Genomic DNA, 14730 nt, shown 5'->3' with positions numbered 1-14730 from the left:
CGCCGGGCCGAGGCCCTGCCACCCGGGCGTACCGGGCGGCAGGGCCATTGTCCCCCGGCCGTGCTGCGGCACCGGGCCGGCGTCCGGTCCGGTGGCGGGTCAGGCCTCCGCGGCCGCGGTCTCCCGGGTCGCGTCCGGCTGCCCGGCGGCCGGACCGGCCGGGGCGCCGGGGGCGGCCGAGCGGCGCGGCAGCAGGAACCAGGCGACCATCGCGCCGATCACCGAGATGCCCACCGAGAGCGAGGCCACCACGTGCATGGCGTGGATGAAGGAGTCGTTCGCCGGGCCGATCAGGGCCTGTCCGCCGGGGATCCGGCCGGCGATGGCCAGGGTGGCCTCCAGCGATTCGCCGGCCTTGTCGCGCAGGTTCTCCGGCAGCTGGTTCAGGGTGTCGGACATCCCGTCGCGGTAGACGGTGGAGAGCACCGCGCCGAGCACGGCGACCCCGAGCGAGCCGCCGACCTGGCGGAAGGTGTTGTTGACGGCGGAGCCGGCGCCGGCCTTCTCGCGGGGCAGCGAGCCCATGATCGCGACGGTCACCGGCGGCATGACGTGCGCCATGCCGGCGCCCATCACCAGGCCGAGCACGATCAGCACCCAGATCGGGGTGGTGGCGGTGAGCACGGTGTAGCCGACGAAGCCGAGCGCGACCAGCAGCATGCCGCCGGAGGCGGTGGCGGCGACGCCGAAGCGGTCGACCACCAGCCGGGCCCGCGGCGCGAAGAGCAGCTGGGCGACGGCCAGCGGCAGCATCAACAGGCCTGCCTGGAGGGCGCTGTAGCCGCGCACGCTCTGGATGTAGAAGACGCCGAAGAACGAGACGCCCATCAGCGCGAAGAAGATCACGCCGACGACCACCACGGAGGCGCTGAACACCTTGTTGCGGAACCAGGTGACGTCCAGTGCGGGGAACGCGGTGCGGCGCTCGAACCAGACGAAGGCGACCAGCGCGACCACGCCGACCAGGGTCGGCACCCAGGCCCCGGGGGCGGTGAAGTCGGCCAGCTCGCCGCCCTTGATGATCCCGTAGATCAGGGCGACCAGGCCGATGATCGACAGCAGCACACCGACCGGGTCGAGCTTGCCCGGGGCGGGGTCCTTGGACTCGGGCACCAGGATCGCCATCGCGATCACCGCGACGATCACGATCGGGACGTTGATCAGGAAGACCGAGCCCCACCAGAAGTGCTCGATCAGCAGACCGCCGGTGATCGGGCCGATGGCGATGGCCAGGCCCACCGCGCCCGCCCAGATGCCGATCGCCTTGGGCTGCTCGGAGCGCTCGAAGACGTTCATGATGATCGCCAGCGTGGCGGGCATCGCGAGCGCGGCGCCGACGCCCATCAGAGCGCGGAAACCGATGAGTTCACCGGGCGAGCCGGCCATCGAGGACAGCAGTGAGGCGATGCCGAAGACCACCATGCCGGCCAGCAGCGCGAGCTTGCGGCCGAAGCGGTCGCCGAGCAGGCCCGAGGTGAAGAGCAGTCCGGCGAACACGAGCGTGTAGGAGTTGATCGACCACTCCAGGTCGCTCTGGGTGGCGCCGAGGCCGACCGGAGCGGGGGTCGCGATGGTCTTCATCGCGACGTTGAGGATCGAGTTGTCGAGCACGACGACGAGCAGGGCGAGCACCAGGGTGCAGAGGATCGCCCAGCGCCGACGGTGGATGGCTTCCGGCACGCGGGGTGGCGCGGCTGCGGTGGTCATTGGTCTTCCCGTCCGTGTTGGCGTGGCACTGGCGGGCAATTCCGAGTCGGAAACGTCTCGTAACCCCCCGCACCAGAGTAGCGGGGACATACGATACGAGACGACACCGTTTCGCAAAATGGAGGCAAAGCCCGGCGCCTCCCCCGAACCCCGGCCCGCCGCGGCCGGCCCCGGTGTGTCACGGATCGCACCGGGACGAACGCACCCCTCTTTGCGCGCACGCCGGGGCGTGCAAGCATGGAGGTGATCCGGGGACGCCGCACGGCGCCACGAGACGACAACCCTTCAGGAGTCCGTTCGATGAACGCTTCTTCGCCTTCGCCTGCCCAGAACCAGGCGTCGACCGCCACCCTCTACGGCGGGGTCACCAACCGCCGCGTGACCGTCCGCGACCTCGCCGCCGCCAAGCAGCGCGGCGAGAAGTGGTCGATGCTCACCGCCTACGACGCCCTGACCGCAGGCGTGTTCGACGAGGCCGGCACCCCGGTGCTGCTGGTCGGCGACTCGGCGGGCAACTGCCACCTCGGCTACGAGACCACCGTCCCGGTGACCATGGATCAGATGGTGATGCTCTCCGCCGCCGTCGTCCGCGGCACCAAGCGGTCGATGATCGTCGCCGACCTGCCGTTCGGCTCCTACCAGGAGTCCCCCGCGCAGGCCATGCACAACGCGGCCCGGCTGATGAAGGAGGCCGGGGTCGGCGCGGTCAAGCTGGAGGGCGGCGAGCGCAGCGCCCGCTCGATCGAGCTGCTGGTCGAGGCCGGCATCCCGGTGATGGCGCACATCGGCCTCACCCCGCAGTCCGTGCACGCCTTCGGCGGCTACCCGGTCCAGGGCCGCGGCGACGAGGCGGCGCACCAGCTGCTGCGCGACGCCAAGGCCGTCCAGCAGGCAGGCGCCTTCGCGGTGGTCCTGGAGGCGGTGCCGGCCGAGCTGGCCGCCCAGGTCACCGAGCAGCTGGCGATCCCCACCGTCGGCATCGGCGGCGGCCCCGACACCGACGCCCAGGTGCTGGTCTGGACCGACATGGCCGGCATGACGGCCGGCCGGGTGCCGAAGTTCGTCAAGCAGTACGCCGACCTGCGGGCCGTCCTGGCCGACGCCGCCAGGGCCTTCGCCGAGGACGTCCGCGGCGGCGCCTTCCCCGCGGAGGAGCACAGCTTCCACTGACCGTTCGCACCGGTCACGGCCCTGCCCCGCGCCCGCGGAGCAGGGCCGCCGGCACGTCCGGCCGCCGATGACAGCGGCGTGACAGCGGCCTGGCAGCGGGCCGCCGCCGCCGTCACCGCTGCGACAGGGGGCTGACAGCCGGGCCGGACAACCTGGTGGCATGACACGAATCGCCACCGCCCCGAACGACCGGGGAGCCGCCGCCGGCAATGCCGTCGAGGTCCGCGGCATCGTCAAGCACTACGGCACCACCAAGGCCCTCGACGGGGTCGACCTCACCGTCAGGGAAGGCACCGTCCTCGGTGTGCTCGGCCCCAACGGCGCGGGCAAGACCACCCTCGTCCGGGTCCTCTCCACCCTGATCAAGCCGGACGCCGGCACCGCCTTCGTCGGCGGCTACGACGTCCTGCGCCAGCCCAAGCAGCTGCGCCGCACGATCGGCCTCACCGGCCAGTACGCCTCCGTCGACGAACTCCTCTCCGGGTACGAGAATCTCTACCTGATCGGCCGGCTACTCGACCTCCCCGGCCGCGAGGCCAAGGCCCGCGCGACCGAACTGCTGGAGCGCTTCTCGCTCACCGAGGCCGCCAAGCGGCCCGCCAAGACCTACTCCGGCGGCATGCGCCGCCGCCTCGACCTGGCCGCCAGCATGATCGGCCGCCCCCGGGTGCTCTACCTGGACGAGCCCACCACCGGTCTGGACCCGCGCACCCGCAACGAGGTCTGGGACGAGGTGCAGCGGATGGTCTCCGAGGGCACCACCGTGCTGCTGACCACCCAGTACATGGAGGAGGCGGAGCAGCTCGCGAACGAGCTGACCGTCATCGACCGCGGCAAGGTGATCGCCACCGGGCTGGTGGCCGAACTCAAGGCCAAGGTCGGCGGGCAGACCCTGCAGGTCCGCCCGGTCCACGCGGCCGAGCTGCCCGAGATGGCCCGCTGCCTGCACGACACCGGCATCACCACCGCCACCTTCTCCGCCGACACCGGCCTGCTCGCGGTGCCGATCACCGGCGAGGAGCAGCTGACCACCGTGATCGGCGTGCTCGGCGGCCGCGGCTTCGCGATCGCCGGCATCGACACCAAGGTGCCCAGCCTCGACGAGGTCTTCCTTGCCATCACCGGCAAGCCCGCCTCCGCCGCCGCGGACGCCGCCCCCAGCCTCCCCAAGGAGCCCGTCGCATGACCACCGCCGCACTCGCCCCCGCCCGGGTGGAGGACTCCCGGATCGGTCTGTCCGGCACCCTGCGCCACGTCGGCGCACTGACCCGGCGCAACCTGATGCGGATCAAGGCCGACCCGGAGTCGATGTTCGACGCCGTGCTGATGCCGGTCATCTTCACCGTGCTCTTCGTCTACGTCTTCGGCGGGGCGATGGCCGGCAACCAGGACGCCTACCGGCAGTACCTGGTCCCCGGCCTGCTCGGACAGACCGGTCTCACCCTGGCGATGGCCGTCGGCACCGGCCTCAACAGCGACTTCCAGACCGGCGTGATGGACCGCTTCCGGACCCTGCCGATCGGGCGGGCCTCCGTACTGCTCTCCAAGATCGTCGCCGAGACCCTCCGCGGGCTGCTCTCCTTCGCGATCCTGATCAGCTTCGCGATGTGCATCGGCTTCGAGGTGAAGACCGGTCCGCTGGAGGTGCTGGCCACCATCGGCCTGGCCCTGGTGTTCGGCATGTCGATCGTCTGGATCTCGATGCTGCTCGGCATGGCGCTGCGCAGCGCCCAGGCCGTCCAGGGCGTCTCCATGCTGGTCCTGATGCCGATGCAGTTCGGCAGCTCGATCTTCGCCCCGACCCAGACCATGCCGGGCTGGCTGCAGTCCTTCACCAAGGTGAACCCGCTGTCCGCACTGGCCGACGCCTCCCGTGCACTGCTCAACGGCGAGGGCGCGGTCGCCCACCCGGTGATGATCGTGCTGATCTGGTCCGCCGCCGTCACCGCGGTCTTCGCCCCGCTCGCGGTCGCCCGCTTCCGCAAGCGGACCTGACCCCGGACCGCGTCGGCCCTCCGCGGGGGAGGGCCGACGGACGGGGCGGCCGGCCGCCCGGGACAGGCGCCGGCCGTCGCAGGGGCCCGGTGGGCCGGTGACCAGGGGACGGTCACCGGCCCGCCGGGCCCTCCTGCGTCCCCCGGACGACGAGTCCGCCGGGCCCCCGCCGCGCCCCCCGGACCGACGATCCGCCGGGCGCCGTCAGCCGATCAGCTCCGTCAGCAGGGCCTGGGTCTGGTCCTGCGTCATCCCGTCGCCGCAGGCGTAGGCCTCCTCGTACGCGGCGTCGCCCAGCAGCCCCCGCAGGGCCGCGGCCGACCGATCCCGCTCGACGCGGTCGAGGAAGCCGCCCTTCGGGCCGTTCAGCCCGTTGTGCGCGCCCTGCAGGAGCGCCGCGAGCCGGCCCCGCTCCAGGTCCCGGTCGCGTTCGGCGAACACCCGCAGCACCCCGACCACGGCCGGGACCACCATGACCGTCATCTGCTCCACGAAGCCGGAGCCCATCGCGATCGACCGCAGCATCCGCCGGCCCTTGCGGATCAGTTCGAGCCCCCGCTCCGGCTCGCCGGCCCGGGCCGTGATCCAGCCCCGGGCGGCGTTCAGCAGCCCGGAGACGACGGTCGGCGCGGCGAAGTCGACGCTGGTGACGTCCATCAGGTCCAGTTCGGCCAGCGCCCGGGCGTACTCGCCGCGCTGGGCGTGCACGCCGCAGAGCGTCAGGTGGCCGAACAGCCAGGCGCCGGTGCCGGTCTGGTTCAGGCCCGGGGAGCCAAGAGAGGCCAGCGCCTCCCGGACGATCCGCTCGCCGCGCTCCAGGTCCACCTCCAGCAGGGCGTTGCCGAGGTTCACCTGCAGCATCGGCACCTCCTGGGTCGCCCCCAGCTCCTCGGCCAGCCCGATCGCCCGCTCGTAGGCGGCGGCCGCCGCCTCCGGCTCGCCCCGGTTGGCCAGCGACTCGCCCTGCGCCGACAGCGCCTGGGAGACCCCCCAGAGGTTGCCGGCCTGCTGGTAGAGCTCCAGGGAGCGCGAGCCGTCCAGGACGCTCTGCTCCGCCCCACCCGGCCAGTCGTTCAGCATCTTGGCCCGGAGCTGCAGGATGAACGCCATGTCGTTCGCGTCGCCGTGGCGCTCGCAGCCCGCGACGGCGTCGTCCAGCAGGTGCGTCATCAGGTCCAGCCGACCGGAGAGGAAGGCGCCGAAGACCCGCATCAGTGCGGGGAAGCGGTAGGACTGCGGCAGGTCCGGGGTGTAGACGTCCAGGAGCTGCTGGGCGACCTCGATGGCCCGTGCGTCGCCGAGCAGCTCCAGGTTCCCCTCGAAGAGCCCGATCAGCCGGTGCAGTGCGAGCAGCCGGCGGGCCTCCTCGACCACCCCCTCGGGCATCGGGAGGCCGTACTCGAGCACGCCGCGCTCCAGCGGCACCGGCGGCGGGGCGGACGGGCCGAACGGGTCCGGGCCCAGCGCGGCGACCGCGTTGTACCAGCTCCGGGCCTCCAGGCCGTAGTTGCGCAGCGACCAGTACCAGCTCATGCCGAGGGTGAGGGCCAGTGCCTCCTCCTCGTCCCCGAGGTCGATCGCGCGGCGCATCGCGGCCCGGATGTTGTCCTGCTCCCGCTCCAGCACGGTCAGCCAGTGCAGTTGCCGGGGCCCGTGGATGTGCAGGTCCGCCTCCGCGACCACGGCGCGGAAGTGCGCCAGGTGACGGGCCTCGGTGGCGGTGCGCTCGGCGGCGGACTCGGCGAGGCGCTCGGTCGTGTACTCGTGGATGGTCTCCAGCATCCGGTAGCGCGGCAGGCTGGCGCCGTCCAGGTCGGCCACCAGGAGGGACTTGTCGACCAGCGACAGCAGCAGGTCGGCGACCTCCCCCGGGGCCACCTCGACGCCGTCGGCGCAGACCGCCTCGGCGTCCTCCAGCTGCCAGCCGCCGGAGAACACCGAGAGCCGGCGCAGCACCGCCCGCTCGCGCTTGCCCAGCAGGTCCCAGCTCCAGTCGACCACCGCGCGCAGGGTCTGCTGGCGCGGCAACAGGGTGCGGCTGCCCGCGGTGAGCAGCGCGAACCGGCCGTCCAGCCGGTCGGCTATCTGGCGGGCCGTCATCACCCGCAGCCGGGCCGCGGCCAGTTCGATGGCCAGCGGCAGCCCGTCCAGCCGACGGCAGATCTCGGCGCAGGCCTCCGGATCGCCCTGCGGGTCGAAGCCGGGACGGGCGGTGGCGGCGCGCTCCGTGAACAGCCGCAGCGCGACCGGGTCGGGCAGCGGCTCGACCGGAAGCACCGTCTCGCCGGGCACGCCGAGCGGCTCGCGGCTGGTGGCGAGCACGGTCAGCCCGGGGCAGTCGGCCAGCAGCACGTCCGCGAGGTCGGCGGCGGCCTGGATCAGGTGCTCGCAGTTGTCCAGGACGAGCAGCATCCGGCGGTGGCCGCAGTGCTCGACCAGCCGGCGCACCGGGTCCTCGACGCGCTTCTCGATCACCTCGGCGACCATGCTGCTGCTGTGCAGCACGATCTCGCGCAGGCCCAGCGCCGACACCACGGCGGCGGGCACCGCGTCCGGGCTCTCCAGCGGGGCGAGTTCGGCCACCCAGACGCCGTCCGGCCAGGCCCCCGCCGACTGCTCGGCCCGGCCGGCCTCGACCGAGAGACTGGTCTTGCCGGAGCCGCCCGGGCCGGTGAGGGTCACCAGCCGGCGCTCCGTCAACAGCCCTCGCAGCGAGGCGAGATCGGCCTCCCGGCCGACGAAGCTGGTCAGCCGCCCGCGCAGGTTTCCACCGGGGCGCGGGAGTTGGGTCGCCGGAGCACCCCCGGACGGCTCCGGCCGGGGGTGCGGCTCCGGCTCGACGACCGGCCCCGGACCGGCCCCCGGCGCGAGCAACTCGGCGTGCAGGGACCGGAGGTGCCGACCCGGGTCGACGCCGAGCTCGTCGGCCAGGACCCGCCTGGTCCGCTCGTAGTGGTGCAGCGCCTCGGCCGTCCGGCCGCTCTCGTGCAGCGCCCGGATCATCAGCAGCTGCAGCGGTTCGTCCAGCCGCTGCCGCTCGCACAGCTCGGCGAGCTCGGCGACCAGGTCGGCGGCCCGGCCGAGCCCCAGGTCGGCGGTGATCCGGTGCCGGCGGGCCTCCTCGCGCTGGGCCTCCAGCCTGGCGGCCGGGCCCGAGCGGTCCGGCAGGTCGGCGAGGGCGGGGCCGCGCCACAGCGCCAGGGCGGCGCGCAGCCGCTCGGCGGCCAGCGCGTGGTCCCCGGCGTCCAGGGCCCGTCGGCCCTCGGCGCTCAGCCGCTGGAAGTCCGCGAGGTCGGTGCCCGGGCCGGTCAGCCAGTACCCGGCCGGTCCGGAGCCGATCTCGTCCCGGCCGACGGTGCGGCGCAGCCGGCCGACCAGGGTCTGCAGCGCGGCGGAGGAGTCCTGCGGCGGATCGGCGTCCCACACCTCGTCCACCAGCAGGTCGGCCGGCACCGGGCGGCCCTGCCGCAGGGCCAGCGCGGCCAGCAGCGCCCGCAGCCGGGCGCCGCCGAGGGGCACCGGGGTTCCGTCGTCGTGGTGGGCCGTGGTCGTCCCGAGGATGCCGTAGTGCACCGCACCATTCTGGTCGATCGGCGGGAGTGCGGCCGCACAATTGTGCAGGTGCCCCCCGCCGCTCCGGCCCGGCCCGGCGGAACGCCACCGGGTGCCCGGACGTTCACCCGGAGCGGCTTGTCCGGTCACCGCCCGCCCGGCATGATCGGACCCCGGCCCGACACCCGCCCTCCCTCTGCCCACGGAGCACCCACACCATGACCTTCGCCGCCACGCCGCGCTCCCGCAGCGAGGACCGCCGGATCAGCCCGGTGTTCTGGGTGCTCCTCGCCATCCTCGGCACCTCCGGCTGGGCGGTGTACGCGGGCTACGGGAACGCCTCGTTCGGGGTGTTCCTGTTCGTGGTCGCGGGCTGGATGGTCTCGCTGTGCCTGCACGAGTACGCCCACGCCCGCACGGCGCTGCACGGCGGCGACATCACGGTGGGTGCCAAGGGCTACCTCACGCTCAACCCGCTGAAGTACACCAACGTGCTGCTCAGCTTCGTCCTGCCGATCGTCTTCGTGATCCTCGGCGGCATCGGCCTGCCCGGCGGCTCGGTCTGGATCGAGCGGCACCGGATCCAGGGCCGGCTCAAGCACAGCCTGATCTCGGCGGCCGGCCCGCTGGTCAACCTGGCCATCGCGGCGGCGCTGCTGGTCCCGATCGGCGCCGGCTGGCTGGACGACCCGACGGTGCACGCGTTCTGGAACGGCTACGAGCTGACCATCTCGCCGTTCTCCGGCGCGCTGGGCTTCCTCGGCTTCCTCCAGATCAGCGCGGCGGTGCTGAACCTGCTGCCGGTGCCCGGCCTGGACGGCTACGGCATCGTCGAGCCCTGGCTGTCGTACAAGACCCGGCGCGCGGTCGAGCCGTTCGCCCCGTACGGGATGCTCGCGGTGTTCGCGCTGCTGTGGCAGCCCTCGGTGAACTCGTTCTTCTTCGGGGTCGTCCACGGCCTGATGAACCTCTTCGGCGTGGACCAGGACTACGCGACGCTCGGGCGGTACCTCTTCAGCTTCTGGAAGAACTAGCCCCGCGGGCCGCCGGGCGGGGAGCAGCCCCGCCCGGACTAGCCCCGCTCGGCGGCCGCGACGGCCTCGGCGATCTTCGCCCGGCGGCGGTTCAGCCACAGCACGTTGCTGGCCACACCGGCCAGCGGCAGCCAGAGCAGGCCCAGCCAGAGGCCCTGGGTCAGCGAGAAGACCGCGGCGACCAGCGCGAGGACGACGACGATCAGGGCGAGCAGGGACGTGCGGGGCATGGCGGGAGGCTCCTAGGACGGGTGCGGCCGGCCGGGAAGCGGCCGGGACCCATTGTCGCCGACCTCACCTCCGGAGGAGTCCAGGGGTGAGGTCGACACGGCCGCGCGGCCCCGGCCGGTCAGACGTCGGTGATCCGCAGGCCCGCGTGGGCCTTGTAGCGGCGGTTGACCGAGATCAGGTTGGCGACCAGCGCCTCGACCTGGTGGGCGTTGCGCAGCCGCCCCGCGTAGATGCCGCGCATGCCGGGGATCCGGGCGGCCAGGGCGCGCACCACGTCGGTGGCGGCCCGGTCCTCGCCGAGCACCATGACGTCGGTGTCGATCTCCTCCACCGACTCGTCCTGCAGCAGCACCGCCGAGAGGTGGTGGAAGGCGGCGGTGACCCGGGAGTCCGGCAGCAGGGCGGCGGCCTGCTGGGCGGCGCTGCCCTCCTCCGGCTTCAGCGCGTACGCGCCCTGCTTGTCGAAGCCGAGCGGGTTGACGCAGTCGACGACGATCTTGCCGGCGAGGTCCGCACGCAGGGCGGTGAGCGTGGCGGCGTGGCCGTCCCACGGGACCGCGATGATCACCACGTCGCTCTCCCGGGCGACGGTGGCGTTGTCGGCGCCGCGCACGCCGAGGCCCAGCTCGGCGGCGGAGGCCTCGGCCCGGGCGGCGTCACGGGAGCCGATGATCACCTGCTGTCCGGCCTTGGCCAGCCGCAGGGCCAGGCCGCGCCCCTGGTCGCCGGTGCCACCGAGGACGCCGACCACCAGCTGCGAGACGTCCGGCAGCTCGTGGGCCGGGTTTGTCGCTGAATCGAGGGAAGTCATGGGCCGATCCTGCCAAATCCCCGGCCCGGCGCGACATCCTGGCCCGCATGGACGCGGTGAGAGTTTCGGCACTCCGGGAAAGGCTTGCGGGCACGGGCTGGTGGGAGGCGGTCGGCGGCTTCGCCGGGTCGCTGCGGCGCTCGGTGGAGCGGCGCGGGGCGGGCGGCCTGCTACTGGTCGGCACCGAGGCGTACGAGCCGTGGCACCTGGCCGCCCACCTCGACGACCAGGCCGCCTGGTCGGCAGTGCCCCGGCTGGCTCCGACCCTGCTGCGGCACCGTCCGCCGCCCGGGGCCCCGGCCCACCTGGCGCACGGCCTGCGGCGGCTCACCGAGGCCGGGCGCGGCGCGACCGTCCTGGTGGTGGCCCCGCAGACGGCCGGCGCTCCGCTGCTGGAGCGGGTGCGCGACGCCCGGCGGCACGGCGCGACGGTGCTCGCGCTGGACGGCGCCGCTCCGGGCGACCTCGGCGGGCTCGCGCACGAGCGCCTGGCCGTCGGCACCGCCGCCGAGGAACCGTTCGACCTCGCCCAGCACCTGGTCAGCGCCGCCGCCGGACTGCCCCCGGCCCGCCGCACCTCCCTCGACCGCCTCGCCGCCCTGGCCGGCCGGCTGGCCTCGGCACCCGCGCTCAGCCGCTGGTAGGCGCGGTCGCGGGTCGCTCGAAAACCCTTTGCGGAGCCGGCGGCCGCCCTCCCAGGATGATGGTTCGTGAACGTCGACGAACCCCCGCATCCTCCGGCGCCCGGTCGGGCCCGGTCGGCGCTGCGCTCGCTGGTGCCCGATCTGTCACCGTGGCGCGCCTCGCGCGACTTCCGCTACCTCTGGACCTCCGGCTGCGTCACCAGCTTCGGCAGCTTCCTCACCCTCGTCGCCGTGCCGATGCAGATCAAGGAGCTCACCGGTTCCTCCCTGGCGGTCGGCCTGATCGGCGCCGTCGAACTCGTCCCGCTGATCGTCTTCGGCCTGTGGGGCGGCGCCCTCGCCGACGCCCTGGACCGTCGCAAGCTGGTGCTGCGCGCCGAGGCCGCGCTCGGCCTGCTGGCCGGGCTGCTGCTGGTCAACGCCCTGCTGCCGCACCCGCTGCTCTGGCCGATCTACCTGGTCGCCGCGCTGGTCGCGGCCGCCGACGGCCTGCAGCGCCCGGCCCTGGACTCGCTCACCCCGCGGCTCGTCCCGCACCGGCACCTGGCCGCCGCGTTCGCGCTCAAGTCCCTCTACCACAACGCCGCTTCGGTGGCCGGGCCGGCGCTGGCCGGGGTCGTGGTGGCGTTCGCCGGGGTGCAGACCGCCTACGCGCTGGACGTGCTGACCTTCGCGGCCTCGCTGCTGCTGCTCGTCCGGATCAGGGCGGTGCCGCCCGCGACCGGCGCCGAGCGGCCGTCGGTCCGGGCCGTGCTCACCGGCGTCCGGTACGCGTGGAGCCGCAAGGACCTGCTCGGCACCTACGCGATCGACGTCTGCGCCATGCTGTTCGCCTACCCGGTGGCGGTCTTCCCGTTCCTGGCCTCGGACTTGGGCGCGGACTGGGCGCTCGGCCCGATGTACGCGGCCTCCGCCGCCGGCGCCCTGCTGGTCGGGGCGACCAGCGGCTGGACCTCCCGGGTCCACCGACACGGGCGGCTGCTGGTGGTCGCCGCCGTCGGCTGGGGTGCGGCGATGGCACTGGCCGGGCTGTCCGGGAGCGTCTGGGTGGTGCTGCTCGGGCTCGCCCTGGCGGGCGGCGCCGACGAGATCAGCGGGCTGGCCCGCTCGACCATGTGGAACCAGTCCATCCCGGACGGGGTCCGTGGCCGGATGGCCGGCGTCGAGCTGCTCAGCTACTCCGTCGGCCCGCAGCTCGGCCAGGTCAGGGCGGGCACGGTGGCCGGGCTGGTCGGCGTGCGCGCCGCCGTCTGGACCGGCGGGGTCGCCTGCGTCGTCGCCGTCCTCGCGGTCGCCGCCGCGCTGCCGAGGCTGCTCGCCTACGACGACCGCACGGACCCGCACGCCGCCGCCGTCCGCGCCGAGCACGAACGGGCGGAGAGGGAGGCGGGGCGGGAGGCGGAGCGGGGGCCGAGGGCGGACCAAGCGACGGACCGAGGGACGGACCGAAGCACGGAGCCGAATCCGGAAACACCGACGGGGACGACGGCCGCCCTGTGACAGACTGCCCGGCATGAGGACCGGGGGCTGGAAGCAGTGGGCCGCCGTGGCGGTCGTCGTGACCGCCGTGAGCGGCGCGTTCGGCTGGGCGTTCTGGGGCAGCGGCCGCGTGGCCGGGCAGCCCGCGCCCCCGACCGGCACCACGCCCGCCGCCGTGGTCACCCCGCAGCCGCCGGACGTCGCGGCGCTGGCCGCCTCCCCCGAGGTGGCCGCCGCCGACCGGTCCCTCACCGCCGAGATCGACCGGCGGCTGGCCGCGCTGCTCCCGGCGCTGTCCGGTGGCCAGGAGATCGGCGGGGGCGTCCAGGACGGCTGTGGCGTGGGGCCCGGACGGGCCGACGGCGCCGGCGTGCACTGGCCGGCCCCGACGTGCCGCCGACAGGTGGTCAAGTACCTCGCGGTGAGCGGCGATCCGCAGCAGGCCCGGTCGCGCTGGGACCAGGTGACGGCCGCCCAGGGCGCCCAGTCGGCCGACTCCAACGCCTCGCCCCGGCCGGGCGAGGGCCTCTGGTACGGGTTCCCGCGCGCAGACGGTGACCGCGACCTGCTCGGGGTGAGCCTGGCCTTCGACGAGCGGAAGGACACGGCCGCTTCCCCCGCCCCGGGCACGGGCTTTCCCCGGGAGCTCGCGGCGCCGAACGCCGGGGCAAAGGTCTGGGCCGACCGGGAGTCCACGCCGGCGGCGCCCGTGAGCCAGGCCGCCGCCCAGGCGCTCGCGTCCGGGCGGCGCCTCGTCGTGCTGAGCGTGGACGAGGAGTACTTCACCGGCCCCGAGCCGCGCTGACCTACTCGGTGGGGTCCTTCGGCTCGTCCTTCCAGCGCGGGTCGTTCTGCCACTCCCGGTTGCGCTCGTCCGCGATCTGCAGGGCGTTCGCGGCCTCCGCGGGGCTGTCGTACGGGCCGAGGCGGTCCTTGGCCGGGCACTCCGGGCCCTCCTCGACCTTGCCGTGCTTGATGCAGTAGAACCACTCGCCGGGCTTTCCGGTCGGCTTGCGGTGGAATCCGAGGGGCATGGGCGGGCTCTCCCGTTCGGGCGGTCGGCGTTCACGGATGGGGTCGTACCGATCATTCCCCGCCCGGGGCCACCGCGCACACCACACCCGCACCCCGCTCCCTGACCTCCGTCCCGCCTCCGCACCCGGGCCTCCGGCCCACCTCCGCGCACCGCCCGTCCCGGCGGGGCCCGGCGACTAGACTCGCGGCCATGGCTCTCGTACCCGGCATCCAGTCCCCCACCCGCAAGGTCCCGGCGCACATCGCGCGCCCCGAGTACGTCGGGCGGCCCGCCCCGACGCCGTACACCGGGCCCGAGGTGCAGACCGCCGAGACGATCGAGAAGATGCGGATCGCGGGCGGGATCGCCGCCCGGGCGATGGAGGAGGCGGCGAAGCTGATCGCCCCCGGCGTCACCACGGACGCGCTGGACGCCGTCGCCCACGAGTACATGTGCGACCACGGCGCCTACCCGTCCGACCTGGGTTACCGGGGCTTCCCCAAGTCGGTCTGCACCTCGATCAACGAGGTGATCTGCCACGGCATCCCGGACTCGACCGTGCTGCAGGACGGCGACATCGTCAACATCGACGCCACCGCGTACATCCACGGCGTGCACGGCGACCTCAACGCCACCTACCTGGTCGGCGACGTGGACGAGGAGTCCCGGCTGCTGGTCGAGCGCACCCGGGAGTCCCTCGCCCGGGCGATCAAGGCGGTCAAGCCGGGCCGTCAGATCAACGTCATCGGACGGGTCATCGAGTCCTACGCGAAGCGCTTCGACTACGGCGTGGTGCGGGACTTCACCGGCCACGGCATCAACACGTCGTTCCACTCCGGCCTGATCGTCCCGCACTACGACAGCGACCGCGCCACCGAGGTGATCAAGCCGGGGATGACCTTCACCATCGAGCCGATGCTGACCCTGGGCACCTACGACTACGAGATCTGGCCGGACGGCTGGACCGTCGTCACCAAGGACCGCAAGCGCACCGCCCAGTTCGAGCACACCCTGGTGGTCACCGCGGACGGCGCCGAGGTCCTGACCCTGCCGTGACCCCGCAGGCCCCGGGCCGCCCGGCCCGGGGCCTGC

At 73.9% G+C, this 14730-nt stretch carries 13 protein-coding genes; 8 read left to right on the top strand and 5 right to left on the bottom strand.

What is annotated here, in order from left to right; translation table 11 throughout:
- Positions 1-99 precede the first annotated feature (99 nt).
- Positions 100-1707, bottom strand: coding sequence for a DHA2 family efflux MFS transporter permease subunit (locus tag AB0D10_RS02075; RefSeq protein ID WP_360249658.1), 1608 nt, complete (start codon positions 1705-1707; stop codon positions 100-102).
- Between the two features lie 300 nt (positions 1708-2007).
- Here AB0D10_RS02075 and panB point away from each other — a divergent pair, with 300 nt between their 5' ends.
- The 3 genes from panB to AB0D10_RS02060 all read left to right on the top strand — a co-directional run bounded on the left by panB (position 2008) and on the right by AB0D10_RS02060 (position 4872).
- Positions 2008-2877, top strand: coding sequence for a 3-methyl-2-oxobutanoate hydroxymethyltransferase (gene panB, locus AB0D10_RS02070; RefSeq protein WP_360249655.1), 870 nt, complete (start codon positions 2008-2010; stop codon positions 2875-2877).
- Positions 2878-3037: 160 nt separating this feature from the next.
- Positions 3038-4063, top strand: coding sequence for an ATP-binding cassette domain-containing protein (locus AB0D10_RS02065; RefSeq protein ID WP_360249652.1), 1026 nt, complete (start codon positions 3038-3040; stop codon positions 4061-4063).
- Positions 4060-4872 carry an ABC transporter permease gene (locus tag AB0D10_RS02060; protein WP_360249649.1) on the top strand — a complete coding sequence of 271 codons (813 nt, stop codon included), beginning with the start codon at positions 4060-4062 and terminating at the stop codon, positions 4870-4872. The genes AB0D10_RS02065 and AB0D10_RS02060 overlap by 4 nt, the downstream gene beginning before the upstream one ends.
- Positions 4873-5076: 204 nt before the next feature.
- Here the strand turns inward: AB0D10_RS02060 and AB0D10_RS02055 are convergent, their stop codons facing one another.
- Positions 5077-8445: a BTAD domain-containing putative transcriptional regulator gene (locus tag AB0D10_RS02055; protein ID WP_360249646.1), complete on the bottom strand. Its 3369-nt coding sequence runs from the start codon at positions 8443-8445 to the stop codon at positions 5077-5079.
- A 197-nt stretch (positions 8446-8642) separates the two neighbouring features.
- On the opposite strand from AB0D10_RS02055, the gene AB0D10_RS02050 reads away from it, so the two are divergent.
- Entirely contained in the window at positions 8643-9458 is an 816-nt protein-coding gene (locus AB0D10_RS02050; RefSeq protein ID WP_360249643.1) for a site-2 protease family protein, read from the top strand.
- A gap of 38 nt (positions 9459-9496) precedes the next feature.
- Here AB0D10_RS02050 and AB0D10_RS02045 read toward each other — a convergent pair whose 3' ends face one another.
- Both AB0D10_RS02045 and npdG read right to left on the bottom strand, forming a co-directional pair.
- Positions 9497-9688 (bottom strand): hypothetical protein, encoded by a 192-nt coding sequence (locus AB0D10_RS02045; protein ID WP_360249640.1) that lies wholly within the window; start codon positions 9686-9688, stop codon positions 9497-9499.
- Between the two features lie 119 nt (positions 9689-9807).
- Positions 9808-10500, bottom strand: a complete 693-nt coding sequence (gene npdG, locus AB0D10_RS02040) for an NADPH-dependent F420 reductase (RefSeq protein WP_360249637.1) — start codon at positions 10498-10500, stop codon at positions 9808-9810.
- 47 nt (positions 10501-10547) lie between these two features.
- Between npdG and AB0D10_RS02035 the strand changes: the two genes are divergently transcribed.
- From AB0D10_RS02035 to AB0D10_RS02025, 3 genes are all read left to right on the top strand, one after another.
- A complete protein-coding gene (locus tag AB0D10_RS02035; protein ID WP_360249634.1) occupies positions 10548-11144 on the top strand; it encodes a hypothetical protein in 597 nt (198 codons plus the stop codon).
- A gap of 66 nt (positions 11145-11210) precedes the next feature.
- A complete protein-coding gene (locus tag AB0D10_RS02030; protein WP_360249631.1) occupies positions 11211-12644 on the top strand; it encodes an MFS transporter in 1434 nt (477 codons plus the stop codon).
- A 13-nt stretch (positions 12645-12657) separates the two neighbouring features.
- Positions 12658-13428, top strand: coding sequence for a hypothetical protein (locus tag AB0D10_RS02025; protein WP_360249628.1), 771 nt, complete (start codon positions 12658-12660; stop codon positions 13426-13428).
- 1 nt (position 13429) lies between these two features.
- Here the strand turns inward: AB0D10_RS02025 and AB0D10_RS02020 are convergent, their stop codons facing one another.
- Positions 13430-13657, bottom strand: a complete 228-nt coding sequence (locus AB0D10_RS02020; protein WP_360249625.1) for a hypothetical protein — start codon at positions 13655-13657, stop codon at positions 13430-13432.
- 191 nt (positions 13658-13848) lie between these two features.
- Here AB0D10_RS02020 and map point away from each other — a divergent pair, with 191 nt between their 5' ends.
- Positions 13849-14694: a type I methionyl aminopeptidase gene (map, locus tag AB0D10_RS02015; protein ID WP_360249622.1), complete on the top strand. Its 846-nt coding sequence runs from the start codon at positions 13849-13851 to the stop codon at positions 14692-14694.
- Positions 14695-14730 lie beyond the last annotated feature (36 nt).

The sequence above is a fragment of the Kitasatospora sp. NPDC048545 genome (assembly GCF_040651155.1).
Classification (GTDB): domain Bacteria; phylum Actinomycetota; class Actinomycetes; order Streptomycetales; family Streptomycetaceae; genus Kitasatospora.
Note: the sequence above shows the minus strand (reverse complement) of the source record. Positions and strands in the feature narration are given on the sequence as shown.

Coding starts and splice junctions, on each gene's coding strand:
- AB0D10_RS02075 (WP_360249658.1), bottom strand. CDS start 1,707: ATGACCACCGCAGCCGCGCCACCCCGCGTGCCGGAAGCCATCCACCGT.
- panB (WP_360249655.1), top strand. CDS start 2,008: ATGAACGCTTCTTCGCCTTCGCCTGCCCAGAACCAGGCGTCGACCGCC.
- AB0D10_RS02065 (WP_360249652.1), top strand. CDS start 3,038: ATGACACGAATCGCCACCGCCCCGAACGACCGGGGAGCCGCCGCCGGC.
- AB0D10_RS02060 (WP_360249649.1), top strand. CDS start 4,060: ATGACCACCGCCGCACTCGCCCCCGCCCGGGTGGAGGACTCCCGGATC.
- AB0D10_RS02050 (WP_360249643.1), top strand. CDS start 8,643: ATGACCTTCGCCGCCACGCCGCGCTCCCGCAGCGAGGACCGCCGGATC.
- AB0D10_RS02045 (WP_360249640.1), bottom strand. CDS start 9,688: ATGCCCCGCACGTCCCTGCTCGCCCTGATCGTCGTCGTCCTCGCGCTG.
- npdG (WP_360249637.1), bottom strand. CDS start 10,500: ATGACTTCCCTCGATTCAGCGACAAACCCGGCCCACGAGCTGCCGGAC.
- AB0D10_RS02035 (WP_360249634.1), top strand. CDS start 10,548: ATGGACGCGGTGAGAGTTTCGGCACTCCGGGAAAGGCTTGCGGGCACG.
- AB0D10_RS02025 (WP_360249628.1), top strand. CDS start 12,658: ATGAGGACCGGGGGCTGGAAGCAGTGGGCCGCCGTGGCGGTCGTCGTG.
- AB0D10_RS02020 (WP_360249625.1), bottom strand. CDS start 13,657: ATGCCCCTCGGATTCCACCGCAAGCCGACCGGAAAGCCCGGCGAGTGG.
- map (WP_360249622.1), top strand. CDS start 13,849: ATGGCTCTCGTACCCGGCATCCAGTCCCCCACCCGCAAGGTCCCGGCG.